Source organism: Luteibacter sp. CQ10 (genome assembly GCF_040900725.1).
GTDB lineage: Bacteria > Pseudomonadota > Gammaproteobacteria > Xanthomonadales > Rhodanobacteraceae > Luteibacter.
On the sequence record NZ_JAEUYM010000006.1, the window covers coordinates 212,797 to 229,420 of the forward strand.

Sequence of the window (16,624 nt, forward strand, 5' to 3'; positions counted from 1 at the left end):
ACCTGAGCGGCGCGTGACGCTCCTCGCTACGCCATTCCGCCTCGGCCGTTCGCCGGGCATCGCCCGGAGGCGACACCCTTTATCATGTGCGCCCATGTGCGAGGTCGAAGGGGCCTCGCGAAATTCAGTACGGAGTACCCATGAAAGTTCAAGACAGTGTCCTCGACCTGATCGGCCGCACCCCGATGGTGCGCGCCCAGCGCCTGGACACCGGCTGTTGCGAACTCTTCCTCAAGCTGGAAAGCGCCAACCCGGGCGGTTCGGTGAAGGATCGCATCGGCATGTCGATGATCGAGGGCGCCGAGCGCGCCGGAAAGATCAAGCCGGGCGATACCCTGGTGGAGGGTACGGCCGGCAACACGGGCCTGGGCCTCGCCCTGGTGGCCCAGCAGAAAGGCTATCGCCTGGTGCTCGTCGTGCCCGACAAGATGAGTCGCGAGAAGATCTTCAACCTCAAGGCCATGGGCGCCGAGGTGGTGCTCACCCGCTCCGACGTCGCCAAGGGCCACCCGGAGTACTACCAGGACATGGCCGAGCGGATCGCGCGCGAGACCCCGGGGGCCTACTTCATCAACCAGTTCGGCAACCCGGACAACCCGAAGGCGCACCTGCTGACCACGGGTCCGGAAATCCTCGAACAACTCGATGGCAAGGTCGACGCCATCGTGGTCGGCTGCGGTTCGTCGGGCACCATGAGTGGGCTCACCGCCTACCTGCGCGAGCACTCGCCGAACACGGAAATCGTCCTCGCCGACCCGGTCGGCTCGATCCTCGCCCAGTACATCAACGAGGGCACGCTGTCGGAGAAGTCCGGCAGCTGGATGGTGGAGGGCATCGGCGAGGACTTCCTCCCGTCGATCAGCGATTTCTCGATGGTGAACAAGGCCTACGCCATCAGCGACAAGGAAAGCTTCATGGCCGCGCGCGAATTGCTGGGCAAGGAGGGCGTGCTCGGCGGTTCGTCCACCGGCACGCTGCTCGCCGCGGCGCTGAAATACTGCAAGGAGCAGACCACGCCCAAGCGCGTGGTGACGCTGGTGTGCGATACGGGCAACAAGTACCTGTCGAAGATGTACAACGACTACTGGATGCTCGACAACGGCTTCCTGGAGCGTGAGCAATTCGGCGACCTGCGCGATCTGATCCTGCGCCCGTACGCGCAGCGCGACACCGTGGTGATCAAGCCGGACGACATGCTGATCACCGCGTACAACCGCATGAAGCTCTACGACGTCTCCCAGCTCCCCGTGATGGACGGCGACCGCATCGTCGGCATCCTCGACGAATCCGACGTGCTGCTGCACGTGCACGCCGATACCGCGAAGTTCCGCGACCCGGTGTCCACGGCGATGATCGCCTCCCCGGAGATGATCCAGGTCACCTCGCCCATCGAGGCCTTGCTGCCGGTCTTCGAGAAAGGGCATGTCGCCATCGTGGTCGACGGTGAGCGGTTCCTGGGCCTCATCACCCGCATCGATCTGCTCAACTACCTGCGTCGCAAAGTCAACTGACAGGGGAATCGTGCCATGTGTGGAATCGTCGCCGCCGTCGCGCAGCGTGACATCGCTCCCATCCTCATTGCCGGCCTGAAGGCGCTGGAATACCGCGGCTACGACTCCGCGGGCATGGCCATCGCCGAGTCGGGCGAGATCCGACGCGTGCGCGCCAAGGGCAAGGTCCGCGAGATGGAGGCCCTCTACGAGGCGGACCCGATTCCGGGCGGCACCGGCATCGCGCACACCCGCTGGGCAACGCATGGCGTGCCCAGCGAGAGCAACGCGCATCCGCACGTGCAGGGCCGTATCGCCATCGTGCACAACGGCATCATCGAGAACCACGCCAGCCTGCGCGAGTCGCTCAAAGCCAAGGGCCGCACGTTCCATTCGGAAACCGACACCGAAGTGATGGGCGCGGTGATCGACGAGCACGTGCAGGCGGGCAAATCCCTTCGCGAAGCCGTGACCGCGGCCGTGCGCCAGCTGGAGGGTGCTTACGCCATCGCCGTGATGAGCCTCGACGAGCCCGAGCGCATCGTCGGCGCCCGTCGCGGCTGCCCGCTGCTGGTGGGTATCGGCATCGGCGAGCACTTCCTCGGTTCCGATGCGCAGGCGCTCATCAAGGTCACCAACCGGATGATGTACCTCGAAGAGGACGACATCGTTGAGATCACCCGCGACACGGTCGAAGTGTTCGGGATCGACGGCCAGCCGGTCGACCGCGCCGCGCACGAGAGCGAAATCAGCGCCGACTCGGTCGAGCGTGGCGAATACCGCCACTATATGCAGAAGGAAATCTTCGAGCAGCCGCGCGCGGTGGCCGACACGCTCGAAGGCCGCATCGGCCCGCACGGCGTGTTGCCCAATATCTTCGGCATCGACGCCGACCCCATCCTCGACAAGACCCGCGCCATCCACATCGTGGCCTGCGGCACCAGCTACCACGCCGGCATGGTCGCCAAGTACTGGATCGAGGAGCTGGCCCGGATGCCGGTGGTGGTCGAGGTCGCCAGCGAATACCGCTACCGCGACGTGGTGGTGCCGGAAAACACCTTGTTCGTGGCGGTATCGCAGTCGGGTGAAACCGCCGACACGCTCGCGGCCATGCGCGAGTCGCGCCGCCGCGGCTACCTCGCCACCTTCGCCATCTGCAACGTGCCCGAGTCGTCGGTGGTGCGCGAATCCGACCTCCGCCTGATGACGCGCGCGGGCCCGGAGATCGGCGTGGCGTCGACCAAGGCGTTCACCACGCAGCTGACCGCCTTCGCCCTGCTGGCGCTCGATCTTGGCCGCCGCCACGGCCTGGATCACGCGAAATACCTCGCGCACTGCCAGGAACTGCAATCGCTACCGCGCTACATCGAGAACGCGCTCCGCAGTGAGGAGCAGATCCTCGCCATCGCCGACCATTTCACCAACAAGCAGCACGCGTTGTTCCTGGGCCGCGGTGCCCAGTATCCGGTGGCGCTGGAAGGCTCGCTCAAGCTCAAGGAAATCTCGTACATCCACGCCGAGGCCTACCCGGCCGGCGAACTCAAGCACGGCCCGCTGGCGCTGGTGGACGAGAACATGCCGATCGTGGCCGTGGCGCCCAACGGGCCGCTGCTCGACAAGCTGAAGTCGAACCTGCAGGAAGTGCGCGCCCGCGGCGGCGAACTGATCGTCTTCGCCGACGAGCGCGCCGAGATGGACGACGGCACCGAGCACGTGGCGATGGTCCGCGTGGACGGTGGCGGCGATCTCATCGCCCCGGCGGTGTTCACCGTGCCGATGCAGCTGCTGGCTTACCACGTGGCGGTGCAGCGAGGAACCGATGTGGACCAGCCGCGCAACCTGGCCAAGTCGGTGACGGTGGAGTGACGGACGCGCCGTTCATTCACGCGATGGCCGACGTGCAATCGTCGGCCATCGGGGCGCGGACGCGGGTGTGGCAGTTCGTGGTGATCCTTCCGGGTGCCGTCATCGGCCAGGATTGCAACATCTGCTCGCATTGCTTCGTCGAGAACGACGTGGTGGTGGGTAACCGGGTGACGGTCAAGAGCGGCGTGCAGCTGTGGGATGGGCTGCGGATTGAGGATGATGTGTTCATCGGGCCGAATGTCACGTTCACGAATGATCGGTTTCCGCGTTCGCGGGTGCATCCTGACGAAGGGTTTCCGCAGACCGTCGTCCGACGAGGGGCCTCGATCGGCGGCGGAGCGACCATCCTCCCGGGGATCGAGATCGGCGAGCGCGCGATGGTCGGCGCGGGTGCGGTGGTCACTCGGCCTGTGCCGGCGGGGGCTATCGTGGCGGGGAATCCGGCCCGGGTCATAGGGCAGGTCGACGACGGTTGAGTCGGCGATACGTCGGGACGAGAATGGAGCCTTCACGACTGGCGAAGACTCCCCCATGAAGTGTTTCAAGGCCTACGACATCCGTGGCCGCGTACCCGACGAGCTGAACGAAGACATCGCTTACCGGCTGGGCCGTGCGTTCGCGCGCACGGTGGGCGAGGGCGCGGTGGTGGTTGGGTTCGACATCCGGCGCGACAGCCCTGCGTTTGCCGACGCGATCGTGCGAGGCCTGAACGACGAAGGCCGCGACGCCATCGATATCGGGCTGTGCGGTACGGAGGAGGTCTATTTCCAGACATTCCACCGCGGTGTTGCCGGCGGCATCATGGTGACGGCCAGCCATAACCCCATCGACTACAACGGCATGAAGCTGGTGCGCGAAGGCGCCCGGCCGATCAGCGGCGACACGGGGCTGCGCGAGATCGAGCGGATGGTGGAAGAAGACGCCTTCGGACCGGTATCGACATCTCGGGGCAAGGTGACCCACGATCACGATAAGTCGGCCTATATCCAGCACCTGTTGGGATACGTCGATGCTTCGGCTTTTCGGCCGTTGAAGGTGGTGGTGAATGCCGGTAACGGCGGCGCGGGGGCTATCGTCGATCTGCTCGAGCCGCATCTGCCGCTTCAGTTCATCCGAGTGAACCACGAGCCGGACGGGAGCTTTCCAAACGGCATTCCCAACCCTTTGCTGCCAGAGAATCGAGCGGCCACGGCCGAGGCGGTGAGGGCGCACGGCGCCGATTTCGGCATCGCATGGGATGGGGACTTCGACCGGTGTTTCCTCTTCGACGCGAAGGGTGAGTTCATCGAGGGCTATTACATCGTCGGGCTATTGGCGGCGCAGCTGCTCGAAAAGCATCCCGGCGCGAAGATCATCCACGACCCGCGTCTTACCTGGAACACCATCGACATGGTGGAGAGTGCCGGTGGCGTTCCCATCGAAAGCAAGACCGGGCACGCTTTCATCAAGGAGCGCATGCGCGCGGAGGATGCCATCTACGGCGGCGAAATGAGTGCCCACCACTATTTCCGCGATTTTGCCCATTGCGACTCAGGCATGATCCCTTGGCTGCTCGTCGCCGAGCGGCTATCTCGCGAAGGTGGAACCCTCGCGGCCATGCTGGAAGCGCGCATGGCTGCTTACCCGTGCAGCGGGGAAATCAACTTCAGGGTTGACGATGCGCATGCTGCCGTATCCAGGGTGATGGATGTCTTTGGCGCGGATGCCCTGGCCGTGTCCCATGTCGATGGCATCAGCGTGGATTTTGGCAATTGGCGGTTCAATCTCCGCTCGTCGAACACGGAACCTCTGCTTCGGCTCAACGTCGAATCGAGGGGGGACAAGGACCTGATGCGCCAGCGTACGGAAGACATCGGTCGCGTCATCGGTGGCGAGGGTCATTTTTAAGCGGCACGGGGGCAGTTCGCCGCAGCGGATGCATCGGTTTTCCCGGTCGACGCGGGTGTGCTCTACGCCACGTTAAAAGTGGGGCATGAGTTACGCACCATGCCCTAATCCGCGTCACCCATCCGCTCATGCATGCAAAGATTATGTGAAGGCGGGGCGTGAGAGATTGAGGTTTTTCTTGTGCTCTGATTCTCAAGATTGGAGAATGACGTCATAACGCGACGGGCAGCGCATGACTACTTCTTTCATATGGACGACGTCGGAGGGCGTCTCGTACGGCATTGTCGTCGAGGCCCACCGCCGATTGAACGACTGGCAGTGGGCGGCCACGGTTTCTCACCGTGGCCGAGCACAAGAGCACTTCAGTGGCGTAGCTGTTACTGAGAAGGATATACAACGACGCGTCGAGGAGCGCTTGGCAGATTGGGCGGCTGGACGCTGAATGCCTGGGCCGGGTCTGGTCCTCTACGGGGGGCCTGCGGGAGAAGGATCGGAAGGCGAGGTAGAGTGCGGTCGGCGTACCCCGCCCATCGTTATTCTCAGAAGTGCCCGGCGTAGCCAGTCCGAAGTCGGTTTTTCTATAAATCGAAATACCAGATACGCAACGGCAATCGATGCGACGGGACGAAAGATAAAGTAATAGCTGGTTACTTCTTCAGGTGCGAGAAAAGGCTTCGGCGCCTTTACCACCATTGCGAAGACATAGATATGAACGAGATACAGGGAATAGGATATCCCGCCGAGCCACACCGACCATGCTGGAACCCTTATTTCGTCGATCTTGGATAGCAGCGCGATACCAGTGAACACTATCGCAAGCGGTGCCCCCCAGCCAGCTGGGCCGTAAAAATTCGCAAGGCCCAAGCTGGTCCACTTCACAAGCATGAATCCGATTGCGGCGGCCATGACTAAATAAATAGTAATGGCGCTCTTAATATCGGATCGCTTGTAAATCCATGCGGCCAACATTCCAAAAACGAAATCCCATACGATGGGACATATGGCGAGATTGGCATACCTGAACCCATCGATCGGATCGGGCCGGGTGAGGCTTAGGGAAAAGCCGGCGCGAAGCAGGAGGACGGCAATGAGGGTTAACGCAAACCAGCATGCCAGGATCTGATAGCAAAAGCGTCCAAAGAGCATCGCAACGGCAAAAACCACGTAGAAATAAAATTCGAAACAAAGCGTCCAGGCAACATCCACCGACATAAGAAAGTAAAGTGGCGTGGTCACTGGGTCATGGGGCAAGAACACCAGCCCCTCCAGAAAACGGGTTACGACGGCAGGGTCGTAAAAACCGTTGATGCCGTTGTGTTCGAAAGCAACCACGAATACTGAAACGATGGCATAAACCGGCCAGATTCTAGCGATGCGCTTGACGAAGAATACCCATGCGTACTGCCGCGTGCCATCGAAGTTCGATGTCGTCAGCACCATGAGGAAGCCGCTGATGAGGAAGAATAGATCGACGCCCATGGCCATCGGAAAAAGTACGGTGTCAGCCACTGCTTTCCCGGATTCGGTTCCCTGGAGAACGAATCTGTCATGCACGATGACGACCATCAATGCGGCTATGCCTCGAAGAGCCTGGATTCAATCGAGCTTTCCAGTTTGCGATGTCATTGTGCGTCCAAAACTCCAAGCATATAGAGGGTCCAGGCAAGGGGGCAATCCATTCGAAAAGAAAGTCGGCTTGTCTTTTTTTAGACTTCCGTGGACCCCGGCCGCCGCCAAGGTCTTCTAATAAGCGTCCGCGTATGGCGTTCCCGCCGCAGTTCTTCGGTACGGACGAATAGAGTCTTACGCCATTGCCCGTGATCGTCGGAATTCGACATCGCCATTGGCGTTTGCCATTGTTGCCGGGATCGTTCTCTCCCACAATAGCTAAATTTAACTTTCCGCGAAGGTCATTCGGTCGCGCCAGCGCAAGAGCGGCCTCTCATAAATCCGGTAGATTGCGGACGAGATGAGAAACGTTCCCGTAAAGTAGCTTAGCCACATGCTGATGCAGCCCGCGGCCCCGTTGGGTACAGGTGCCAGTGCGTGTAAGCCCGCAAGCAATGGCACGTTGACCAAGTAAGCGGAATAAGACCATCGAGCAACCCGCGACGTGATCGAGTCCAGATAACGGGGTACGTGCTTCAGAGACGAGCTACCGGTAAGGATCAATGCCGCACATCCAACGGAAGCGAGTGGAAATAACCCCACTTTGGCCGTAAGACTGGCATTGAGTGCCCCGTCGGGCAGGCCTGATATCCATGCTGCAAGCGCGAAAAGAGGCAGCAACGCTACCGCGCCGATTCTGATACGCGAGGCTGCCATCGACCCTGCACTGGCAATTCCGGCTAGGAGGACCCCGACCATGATGGCATCCAGACGTAAAACCACAATGGTGCGAATATCGGTAAATGATAGTCCGAGCCATTTAGCGGCGACTATGCGTGCACTAGTCGAAATCAGGACGATGGTTGCGGCCGTCAGCAGTATCGAATTGCGTCGTGTTGCACCCATAGCCCAAGCCGTGGCAACCACCAAAGGAGTAACCAGATAGAAGATTTCTTCGACGGATAGGGACCAAGATTCGATGAAGAACGACCGCGGTGGCCATGAAAGGTTCTGCATAAAAAACAAATAACTCAATGCATGTGTCAGATCCGCTGGACGTATATTGCCCGCGATGGCCGCGTTCAAAGCCAGGAATAGGAAGTAGTTCGGCAAGGTACGTAGCCATCGGCGCGCCCAGAATCGCGGAATCCAGGAAAAAGGACGGTCGCTTCGATCAACTTCGCGCAACATGATGCCGCCGATCAAAAAACCGGAAAGCACAAAAAAAAGTTCCACCCCCAGGAATCCGCCGAACTTAAGCCAGTTGGCGTCTGGAGCGAGGGGGAGTACGTAGACACGTCCATGCGAGAGCATGACTAAGCAAATCGCCAGAGAACGGCAAACGTCTAGCCATGGATTTCTATAGGTCAAGCAGGTGCTTCCGTTAGTAATCGGACAAGGGTCACGCTATCAGGCCACGTACCTCATGAGCGGAATTTTTCGCACCAGATAAATCAGGCTCGTCGCGGAAAGAAAGATTGCTGCCCATAGCAGAGGAATCTTGAACCAGGTCGTGTGGAAAAAATCCGCCATGTGCAACCGCTCTACGAAGAACGAAATAATCATGACATGCACGCAATAAATGCCCAGCGAGCAGTCGGATATCATGGCAATGGGGGTGGCGAGGTAGTTAGGCAGTGATGTGATGCTCGAAAAGAATGCAAATGCGGACATTCCTGCTACTGCCACCAATGGGGTCAGGTAAGAAAAATAGAACGACTCTTCGGGTTTGCCTACGTGCATTGAATGAACGTAGGTCAGGCATGCCGTAGCGGCAGAGGCACCGGTGAAGGCAATGACGCAGGTCCATCGACGTTTCGGGGTTGCGATCTTGCCATACTGTTGCAAGTACGCACCCAGAACGAAAAAGCCAAGGTAACCAGAGAATAGCTGAGTACCAAAGACGGTCTCGGGTTTGAATTGAGGCGAGTAAATGATCCTTAATTGCTCGAGAACGCATGCGAAGAAAAACCAGAGTATGAGAAAAATTCTGGTCTCTCGCTCATTGGAGGCTCGAAACATTTTCCCAAGGTATGGCGCCGAGAGATAGAGCCCGATAAGTACGTAGAAGTACCAGAGGTGACCATACGGCCGAGTGAGGTATGTACCAAGCTGGTCGCTCAAGGAAACGGATCTTTCCCCGAAGAGAGAGACATAGACGATGGTCCAGAAGACGAGCGGCGGTATGATGCGGAATGCACGTTTTCGGAAGAATAGCGAAATGGGCTCTTCTTTCGGCAAAAGCAGGGCGCCGGACAACATGATGAATATGGGCACGCAGCCGCGCGTGAAAGCATCATAAATCAGCGCCGGGATCCACAGCGGCCCGAAAGAGTAGAAATAAGTGGCTGCCACGTGCAACAGAACCACCATGGCGCAGGCAGCAGCGCGCGTTACGTCCATACCAAATGCACGTTCTCTTGTCTCGGCCGACCGCATCGATATTCCCCTAGGTGCAGACGATCTCTTTGGCTTAGTGTACGCCCAGGTTTACTTCCAGCGAAGCGCTTTCTCTTCGATGAGTTTCCATGAGAGCACGCCGGCCAGGCAGCTTAGAGGTAAAGACAGCGCCATCAGACCATACGGCCCGATGCTGGGGAGCATGTGTGAAATCACCTGCTGGAGAGGAAATGCATATAGATAGATGCCATACGAATAATCTTTTACGTATGTCGGCATCCGCATTGCCGGTAGAAACGCGACATAAAGCGTCGAGTAGGCAACCATGACGTTGAACAAGGCCGGCCCGGCAGCCGTTTCACGGCATACTCGCCAAGAGACTATAAGCCCAATGCATATCAGCGCGTGCATGGGGATCCATCGACGCGCGGTGTACATGCTTGCTCCGATAGCAAACATCCAGGCGAGTCTGTAGTCGTCCTCATTCGGAACGATAAAGCTCAGGTCAGTCCAGCCGCTAAGAAGTGTCAGGATGCCTATCGTGACCAGGCCAGGGATACGCAAATGGCGTATCGACAAGCCTGCGAGGGCTGCAAGGACATAAAGGCGAACTTCAAGCGGAATCGTCCAAAGGCTACCGTTCACGGTACTTCCATTGGCAGTCGCCGTGAATACGACGCCTGGGAGCCCGAAAGGCACGTAACGAGCGAAAGTCACGATACGAAAAATATAGGAATACGGTTCGCTGCGAGTTAGATATTCGGTGAAGGAGTACGCGCTGTACAGCGGCCCGATGACGAGTGCCATGACTACGGCACATATCGCCAGCCCGGGAAGTATGCGAAGCACGCGGGCACGAGCGAAATCGATCAGGCGGTGCTGTGTCGCGCTGCGGAGAATCAGGAAGCCGCTAATCGCGAAGAATATGAGGACGCCCATGCCGTGTAGAGGGACGGGTGAGCCAGCTTCACGAAGAATATCCTTGCAGCCTAGGCAAGGCGTCGGTGCAAGTGGGAATGAATGCCCCACGACGACAGCCAGCGCCGCCAATAGCCGAAGTGCCAAGAAATTGTTGTCGCTACCTCGCGATCTTTCGTCGAGCAGCTTGCCCAGGGAGCGGGAATGCCCGCGCTCTTGCCAGGCAGGGCTGTGTGCCGGCGCCGTCAAGCTCGACCATAGACATCGTCGAAACGCACGATGTCATCCTCGCCCAGGTAGCTGCCGGATTGTACTTCGATCAGTTCCACGGGTACTTTTCCGGGGTTGCGAAGTCGATGCTTGGCGCCTAGGGGCAGATAAGTGCTCTCATTTTCCGCCAGGAGAAATACCTTTTCGTCGCAGGTGACTTCCGCAACGCCTTTGACGACGATCCAATGCTCGGCGCGGTGGTGGTGCATCTGCAAGCTTAGAGAGGCGCCGGGCTTCACGATGATGCGCTTAACCTGAAAGCGATCTCCTGATTCCAGCGAATCGTAACTGCCCCACGGGCGACGTACCACCCGATGTAACTCATGCTCTGTACGATCTGCAGACTTGAGTAGGTCGACGATTTTCTTGACATCCTGGGAAGCGTCGCGCCGTGCTACCAAAGTCGCGTCGGGTGTCGTGACGACGACGATGTCTTCGAGGCCGATGGTGGCGACGAGATGGCGGTCATGTGATCGGACGAGGCAGCCGTTGGTATCGAGCGCTATGACGTCACCTTCGATGTGGTTGCCGTTGCGGTCCTTTGATCCCGCCAGCCAAAGCGCATCCCAAGAGCCGATGTCGCTCCAGCCGCAATCGACAGGAACAACGACCGCGCGTGAGGTCTTTTCCATGACCGCGTAGTCGATTGAATCACTTCTTGCGGCCGTGAAGGCTTCAGAGTTCAGGCGAATGAAGTCAAGGTCGATATTGGCCCCCAGGAATGCCGCTTTGGCTGCCACGAGCATATCGGGTGCGTACTTTTCCAGTTCGTCGAGATAGCTCGATGCCTTGAACAGGAACATGCCGGAGTTCCAATCATACTCGCCGCTTTCCAGGTATTTTTCCGCAACGTCGGTGGACGGCTTCTCTACGAATTGCGCCACGTCAAAGGCGGACTTGCCGCGTGGCGCTCCTCTGCGGATATAGCCAAAACCGGTCTCTGCTCGATCGGGTCGGATACCGAAAGTGACGAGCAAGCCCTCTCCTGCGAGAGGAAGGGCCTTTGTTACGGCATCTGCGAAGGAGGTGTCATCGCCAATCAGATGGTCAGCGGGCAGCACAAGGATAAGGGCCTCGGAGGACCGCGCCATGGCTTGGAGCGCTCCGACCGCGATAGCGGGCGCAGTGTTGCGCGCTATCGGTTCGAGGAGAATGTTCGCATCGACGATCTTGAGATCCTGGAGCTGTTCTGCCGCAAGAAAGCGATGATCGTCGCTCGCGACGACGATCGGCGAGGATGCGCCCTCCAGCGCCGCAGCACGCCGCAACGTTTGCTGGAAAAGCGTTTCGCGCCCTGCGAGCGTAAGAAACTGCTTGGGCAAATTGCGGCGAGAAATCGGCCAAAGCCGGGTACCGCTTCCGCCGCTAAGGATGAGTGGAATCAGCATGGAAACCTCACGAGGACATCGCGCGAAGGGTGGCGCGCAAAGCATCACGCCAGTCCATCAGCGGCTGGCCGAACGTGTGGACGAAGGAGCTGTTGTCCAGCACCGAATAGGCGGGGCGTTTCGCGGGCGTGGGGAAGTCCGACGTTTGGATAGGATGTACTTTAGGACGGCGCATCATTACGCCGGCCTCGACCGCTTCGCTGAATATCGCCTCCGCGAAACCGTGCCAGGTGGTCTCGCCCGACGCTGTGAGGTGATATGTGCCCGTCAGCTCATTGGCTGAACCGCCGGCCGCACGATAGGCATCGAGTGCAGTGAGCGTGGCCTCGACGATCAGTGAGGTACTGGTTGGCGTGCCTCGCTGATCGGCGACCACGCGCAATTCGTCGCGCTCTTCGCCGAGCCTGAGCATGGTTCGAAGGAAGTTGTGCCCGACCGCCGAGTAGACCCAGGATGTCCGAAAGATCATATGTCTCGCACCGCTGGCGCGCAGCGAATCCTCGCCTGCCAGCTTGCTGCGTCCATAGGCGCCCTGGGGACCGGTCGGCGAGCTGGGCGTATAGGGACTCTGCGCATCGCCTGCGAATACGTAGTCAGTCGAGTAATGGATCACCAATGCGCCGTGCGCGGCAGCCCAGCCGCCGATCGCAGCGACCGCTTCGCCATTGATCCGCGTCGCCGCGGGTTCTTCCGCCTCGGCTTTATCGACAGCCGTGTAAGCGGCCGCGTTGACGATGACATCGGGACGATCCTCGTCCAGCAGCTCAAGCAGCCCCACGAGATCGGCGAGATCGCCCACCGCCGCCCTGTCGCCTGACAGCAGCATTCCGTCGCGGCTGGCGGCGCGAAGCTCGCCATGCGTCGCAAGGCCGCCATGACTAAGGAAGGTCTGGCCCAGCTGTCCCTTCGCGCCGAGTAGGAGAATCTTCACTTACCGTGCTCCGGGAGACGTTCCCGGGCGATTTCCCCGAGAAGGGGGGCTCGGCGATCCTTGTCTGAAAGGAGCGGCTCCGACACCGGCCAGTCGATTCCGATGGCAGGATCATCCCAACGGATGCTTCCATCTGCCTTGTCATCGTAGAGGTTCGTGCATTGGTAGGCGAACGTGGCATGTTCGGACACCACGCAGAACCCGTGGGCAAACCCCTCCGGAATCCAGAAGTGCCGATGGTTTTCCGCCGTCAGCATCACGCCTGCCCATTGCCCGAACGTGGGCGAGCCGTGACGTATGTCGACGGCGACGTCATAGACTTCACCTTCGAGTACGCTCACCAGCTTTCCTTGCGGATGGGGCCATTGATAATGAAGGCCGCGCAATACGCCTCGCGCGGACCGCGAAACGTTTGATTGGACGAAGTGCCGGTCGATGCCTGCTTCCCGATACTTGGCGTCATTGTAGCTTTCGTAAAAGAAACCGCGCGCGTCTCCGAAGACCTGAGGCTCGATGATCACGCATCCGGGTAGGGATGTTTCGATGAACTTCATCCGACGTAGCCTTGCTTGATCAGATTCTGGAGGTATTGTCCGTAGCCGGTTTTTGCCAGCGGTGCGGCGAGCCGAAGCAGTTGCTCGGCATCTATCCATTGGTTGACGTAAGCGATTTCCTCGGGGCAGCAGACCTTCAGTCCCTGCCGATTTTCGATCGTCTGGATGTACTCGCCCGCTTCCATCAGGGATTCGTGAGTACCGGTGTCAAGCCAGGCATAACCACGACCAAGCTGTTCCAGGTGTAGCGTGTGGTCTTCGAGATAACGACGATTCAGATCGGTGATCTCCAATTCGCCGCGAGGCGACGGCTTGAGATCGGTGGCAAAATCGACCACACGATTATCGTAGAAGTACAGGCCCGTTACGGCGTAGTTCGACTTGGGAACTTTCGGTTTCTCTTCTAGGCCGATCACCTTGCCGGTCGCGTCGAATTCGGCAACACCGTAGCGCTCAGGATCCTTGACGAAGTAGCCGAAAACGGTCGCGCCCCGCTCTCTCGCGGCGGCGCGTTTCATACGCTCCGTCAGACCGACGCCATAGAAGATATTGTCCCCGAGAACCAGGCAGCTGGGATCTCCACCGATGAACTCCTTGCCAATGACGAAGGCCTGGGCGAGACCGTCGGGCGAAGGCTGCACGGCGTATCTGATGTTTATGCCCCATTGGCTTCCGTCGCCCAGGAGGCGTTGGAACAGCGCTTGCTCATGGGGCGTGTTGATCACCAGCACGTCGCGGATACCCGCCAGCATCAACGTTGCCAGTGGGTAATAAATCATCGGTTTGTCGTAGACCGGCATCAGCTGTTTGCTGACGGCCTGTGTAATCGGATACAGACGCGTCCCGGAGCCGCCTGCGAGAATAATACCCTTGGTCGTCATGCGCCGAGTCGCTCCAGTCGGTAACTGCCATCGAGAATTCCTTCCACCCACGGGCGGTTCTGCAAGTACCACTCCACGGTCGCTCGGATACCAGTTTCGAACGTCTGCGCCGGAACCCAGCCCAGCTCGGTCCTGAGCTTGCCGGCGTCGATCGCATAGCGGCGATCATGCCCCGGGCGGTCACGCACATAGGTGATGAGGCTTTCATGCGGTTCGCCGTTGTCCAGCGGCCGGATCTCGTCGAGGATGGCGCAAATCGTCTTGACCACCTCGAGATTGGTTCGCTCCGAATTGCCGCCTACGTTGTATGTCTCACCGACAAGGCCCGCGGCAAGCACCCGGGCGATCGCGTTGCAGTGGTCTTCGACGAACAGCCAGTCCCGGACATTCAGACCGTCGCCGTAGATCGGCAGGGGTTCGCCTGACAGCGCCTTTTGGATCACCAGGGGAATGAGCTTCTCCGGAAACTGGAATGGCCCGTAATTATTGGAGCAGTTCGTCGTGAGCGTCGGTAGACCATACGTATGGTGGAACGCGCGGACCAAGTGGTCGGAGGCGGCCTTTGACGCGGAATAGGGCGAATTCGGCGCATAGGGCGTCGACTCGGTGAAGAGTCCCTCGGCCCCCAGCGAACCGTAGACCTCGTCGGTCGATACATGAAGGAATCGGAACGCGGTGCGGGCGTCGCCCTCGAGGTTGCGCCAATAGTCGCGTGCGGTCTCCAGCAACCCAAGCGTACCAACGACATTGGTCTCCACGAAGGCCGCTGGCCCGTCGATCGAACGATCGACATGCGACTCGGCCGCGAAATTGACGATGGCGTGCGGCCGATGAGTCGCAAGGAGCTCTGAGACCAAGCGGCGATCACCGATATCGCCTTTGACGAAGACATGGCCCGGATGACCGTCCAGGGACGCCAGCGTCTGGAGATTGCCGGCGTAGGTCAGCTTGTCCAGATTGATGACCGTGTGGCCCTGCGCTATCGCCTGCAGGACGAAATTGGCGCCGATGAAGCCGGCACCGCCGGTGACGAACAGGGTCTGCATGTTGCCGGAACTCCGCAAGCGAAATAGTGATTGTGTCATGGGGTGCGTGCGAAGAGCATGCCCTCCTTGGACGAAAGCTGAACAAGCAGTCGTCAAGGTGCCCGGCGAGGACGATGGCAGGCCGGTGTATGATGTAGGGTCGCCCGCTGTCCACACCCCCGATCAAGCCTGCCGGATTATCGGCTGTGCGAACATAAATGGCTGAAAATGAACGATAAACCAAGCAATCTGGGTCTTGGCACCCGCGCCATCCACGCGGGGCAGCATCCCGATCCCTCGACGGGCGCGATCATGACGCCCATCTATGCTACCTCGACGTATGTCCAGTCGAGCCCGGGACGGCATCAGGGATACGAATACTCACGCACCCAGAATCCGACCCGCATGGCATACGAGCGGTGTGTCGCCGATCTTGAGGGCGGCGTGGCCGCTTTTGCGTTCGCCTCCGGGCTCGCGGCCGCCGCGACGGTCCTCGATCTACTTGACGCGGGTAGCCACGTCATGGCCATGGACGATCTCTATGGCGGCACGTTTCGGTTGTTTGACAAGGTCCGTCGGCGTTCGGCTGGTCTGGATTTCTCCTTTCTCGATCTGAACGACGAGGCGGCCATGAAGGCGGCGATTCGTCCGGAGACAAGGATGATCTGGGCTGAAACGCCCACCAATCCGATGCTGAAACTCGTCGATTTGGAAAGGCTGGGGCGGTTTGCCAAAGCCCACGGCCTCATCCTGGTCGTGGACAACACGTTCTGTTCTCCTATGCTCCAGCGGCCGATCACATTCGGAGCGGACCTTGTTCTCCATTCAGCGACCAAGTATCTCAATGGTCACTCCGACATCGTCGGCGGAATCGTCGTGGCAGCGGAGCAGGCGATGGCTGAGCGCATGGCGTTTCTTCAGAACTCGGTAGGTGCGGTCGCCGGGCCTTTCGACAGTTTCCTCGCGATGCGCGGCCTGAAGACATTGCACCTGCGCATGCGGGCACACTGCGAGGCAGCACTCGATATCGCTCAGTGGCTGGAGAAGCATCCTGCCATCGAAAAGGTCATCTATCCTGGCCTGGCGTCGCATCCGCAACATGAACTCGCCAGTCGCCAGATGTCCGGCTACGGCGGCATTATCAGTGCCGTCGTTCGTGGCGGACTTGCGGCTTCCACGCGTATGCTCGAGCGCTGCTCGCTGTTCGCCCTCGCCGAGTCGCTTGGCGGCGTCGAAAGCCTCATCGAGCACCCTGCCATCATGACTCACGCCTCCGTGCCTTCCGAAATACGCGCGCGGCTGGGTATTAGTGACGGACTTGTTCGCCTGTCGGTCGGCGTAGAAGACGTGGAAGACCTTCGCCACGAACTCGCCACCGCTCTGGCCCCTTGATGGATAAGGGCGGC

The 16,624-nt window shown here is 59.7% G+C and carries 13 protein-coding genes and 1 pseudogene; 5 read left to right on the plus strand and 9 right to left on the minus strand.

Annotated features, from left to right (window positions below; translation table 11 throughout):
- The first annotated feature begins 140 nt into the window (after positions 1–140).
- The 4 genes and pseudogenes from JNG39_RS19870 to JNG39_RS19885 all read left to right on the plus strand — a co-directional run bounded on the left by JNG39_RS19870 (position 141) and on the right by JNG39_RS19885 (position 5,243).
- Positions 141–1,511, plus strand: coding sequence for a pyridoxal-phosphate dependent enzyme (locus tag JNG39_RS19870; protein WP_368313694.1), 1,371 nt, complete (start codon positions 141–143; stop codon positions 1,509–1,511).
- 15 nt (positions 1,512–1,526) lie between these two features.
- On the plus strand, positions 1,527–3,356 hold the full coding sequence (gene glmS, locus JNG39_RS19875; RefSeq protein WP_368313695.1) for a glutamine--fructose-6-phosphate transaminase (isomerizing): 1,830 nt from the start codon (positions 1,527–1,529) through the stop codon (positions 3,354–3,356).
- A gap of 23 nt (positions 3,357–3,379) precedes the next feature.
- Positions 3,380–3,826 (plus strand): annotated as a pseudogene (locus tag JNG39_RS19880) (acyltransferase); the annotation flags it as partial.
- Between the two features lie 61 nt (positions 3,827–3,887).
- Positions 3,888–5,243: a phosphomannomutase gene (locus JNG39_RS19885; RefSeq protein ID WP_368313696.1), complete on the plus strand. Its 1,356-nt coding sequence runs from the start codon at positions 3,888–3,890 to the stop codon at positions 5,241–5,243.
- Positions 5,244–5,708: 465 nt separating this feature from the next.
- Here JNG39_RS19885 and JNG39_RS19890 read toward each other — a convergent pair whose 3' ends face one another.
- The 9 genes from JNG39_RS19890 to rfbB all read right to left on the minus strand — a co-directional run bounded on the left by JNG39_RS19890 (position 5,709) and on the right by rfbB (position 15,239).
- Positions 5,709–6,839: an acyltransferase family protein gene (locus tag JNG39_RS19890; protein ID WP_368313744.1), complete on the minus strand. Its 1,131-nt coding sequence runs from the start codon at positions 6,837–6,839 to the stop codon at positions 5,709–5,711.
- 297 nt (positions 6,840–7,136) lie between these two features.
- Positions 7,137–8,222: an acyltransferase family protein gene (locus JNG39_RS19895; protein WP_368313697.1), complete on the minus strand. Its 1,086-nt coding sequence runs from the start codon at positions 8,220–8,222 to the stop codon at positions 7,137–7,139.
- 39 nt (positions 8,223–8,261) lie between these two features.
- Positions 8,262–9,290, minus strand: coding sequence for an acyltransferase (locus tag JNG39_RS19900; RefSeq protein ID WP_368313698.1), 1,029 nt, complete (start codon positions 9,288–9,290; stop codon positions 8,262–8,264).
- Positions 9,291–9,341: 51 nt separating this feature from the next.
- Entirely contained in the window at positions 9,342–10,418 is a 1,077-nt protein-coding gene (locus JNG39_RS19905) for an acyltransferase family protein (RefSeq protein WP_368313699.1), read from the minus strand.
- Entirely contained in the window at positions 10,415–11,827 is a 1,413-nt protein-coding gene (locus JNG39_RS19910; RefSeq protein ID WP_368313700.1) for a mannose-1-phosphate guanylyltransferase/mannose-6-phosphate isomerase, read from the minus strand. The genes JNG39_RS19905 and JNG39_RS19910 overlap by 4 nt, the downstream gene beginning before the upstream one ends.
- A 7-nt stretch (positions 11,828–11,834) precedes the next feature.
- Complete coding sequence (rfbD, locus tag JNG39_RS19915; protein ID WP_368313701.1) at positions 11,835–12,758, minus strand: dTDP-4-dehydrorhamnose reductase; 924 nt, start codon at positions 12,756–12,758, stop codon at positions 11,835–11,837.
- The gene (gene rfbC, locus JNG39_RS19920) at positions 12,755–13,312 is read right to left on the minus strand and encodes a dTDP-4-dehydrorhamnose 3,5-epimerase (RefSeq protein WP_368313702.1); all 558 of its coding nucleotides are present in this window, start codon (positions 13,310–13,312) and stop codon (positions 12,755–12,757) included. Before rfbC ends, rfbD begins: the two co-directional genes overlap by 4 nt.
- A complete protein-coding gene (rfbA, locus tag JNG39_RS19925) occupies positions 13,309–14,193 on the minus strand; it encodes a glucose-1-phosphate thymidylyltransferase RfbA (RefSeq protein WP_144914799.1) in 885 nt (294 codons plus the stop codon). The genes rfbC and rfbA overlap by 4 nt, the downstream gene beginning before the upstream one ends.
- Complete coding sequence (gene rfbB, locus JNG39_RS19930; RefSeq protein ID WP_368313703.1) at positions 14,190–15,239, minus strand: dTDP-glucose 4,6-dehydratase; 1,050 nt, start codon at positions 15,237–15,239, stop codon at positions 14,190–14,192. The genes rfbA and rfbB overlap by 4 nt, the downstream gene beginning before the upstream one ends.
- Positions 15,240–15,446: 207 nt before the next feature.
- On the opposite strand from rfbB, the gene JNG39_RS19935 reads away from it, so the two are divergent.
- Positions 15,447–16,610, plus strand: a complete 1,164-nt coding sequence (locus JNG39_RS19935; protein WP_368313704.1) for a PLP-dependent aspartate aminotransferase family protein — start codon at positions 15,447–15,449, stop codon at positions 16,608–16,610.
- The last annotated feature ends 14 nt before the right edge of the window (positions 16,611–16,624 follow it).

Bases quoted from the DNA above. Each gene is read 5' to 3' on its own strand.
- JNG39_RS19870 (WP_368313694.1), top strand. From the start codon at position 141: ATGAAAGTTCAAGACAGTGTCCTCGACCTGATCGGCCGCACCCCGATG.
- glmS (WP_368313695.1), top strand. From the start codon at position 1,527: ATGTGTGGAATCGTCGCCGCCGTCGCGCAGCGTGACATCGCTCCCATC.
- JNG39_RS19885 (WP_368313696.1), top strand. From the start codon at position 3,888: ATGAAGTGTTTCAAGGCCTACGACATCCGTGGCCGCGTACCCGACGAG.
- JNG39_RS19900 (WP_368313698.1), bottom strand. From the start codon at position 9,290: ATGCGGTCGGCCGAGACAAGAGAACGTGCATTTGGTATGGACGTAACG.
- JNG39_RS19910 (WP_368313700.1), bottom strand. From the start codon at position 11,827: ATGCTGATTCCACTCATCCTTAGCGGCGGAAGCGGTACCCGGCTTTGG.
- rfbC (WP_368313702.1), bottom strand. From the start codon at position 13,312: ATGAAGTTCATCGAAACATCCCTACCCGGATGCGTGATCATCGAGCCT.
- rfbA (WP_144914799.1), bottom strand. From the start codon at position 14,193: ATGACGACCAAGGGTATTATTCTCGCAGGCGGCTCCGGGACGCGTCTG.
- rfbB (WP_368313703.1), bottom strand. From the start codon at position 15,239: ATGCAGACCCTGTTCGTCACCGGCGGTGCCGGCTTCATCGGCGCCAAT.
- JNG39_RS19935 (WP_368313704.1), top strand. From the start codon at position 15,447: ATGAACGATAAACCAAGCAATCTGGGTCTTGGCACCCGCGCCATCCAC.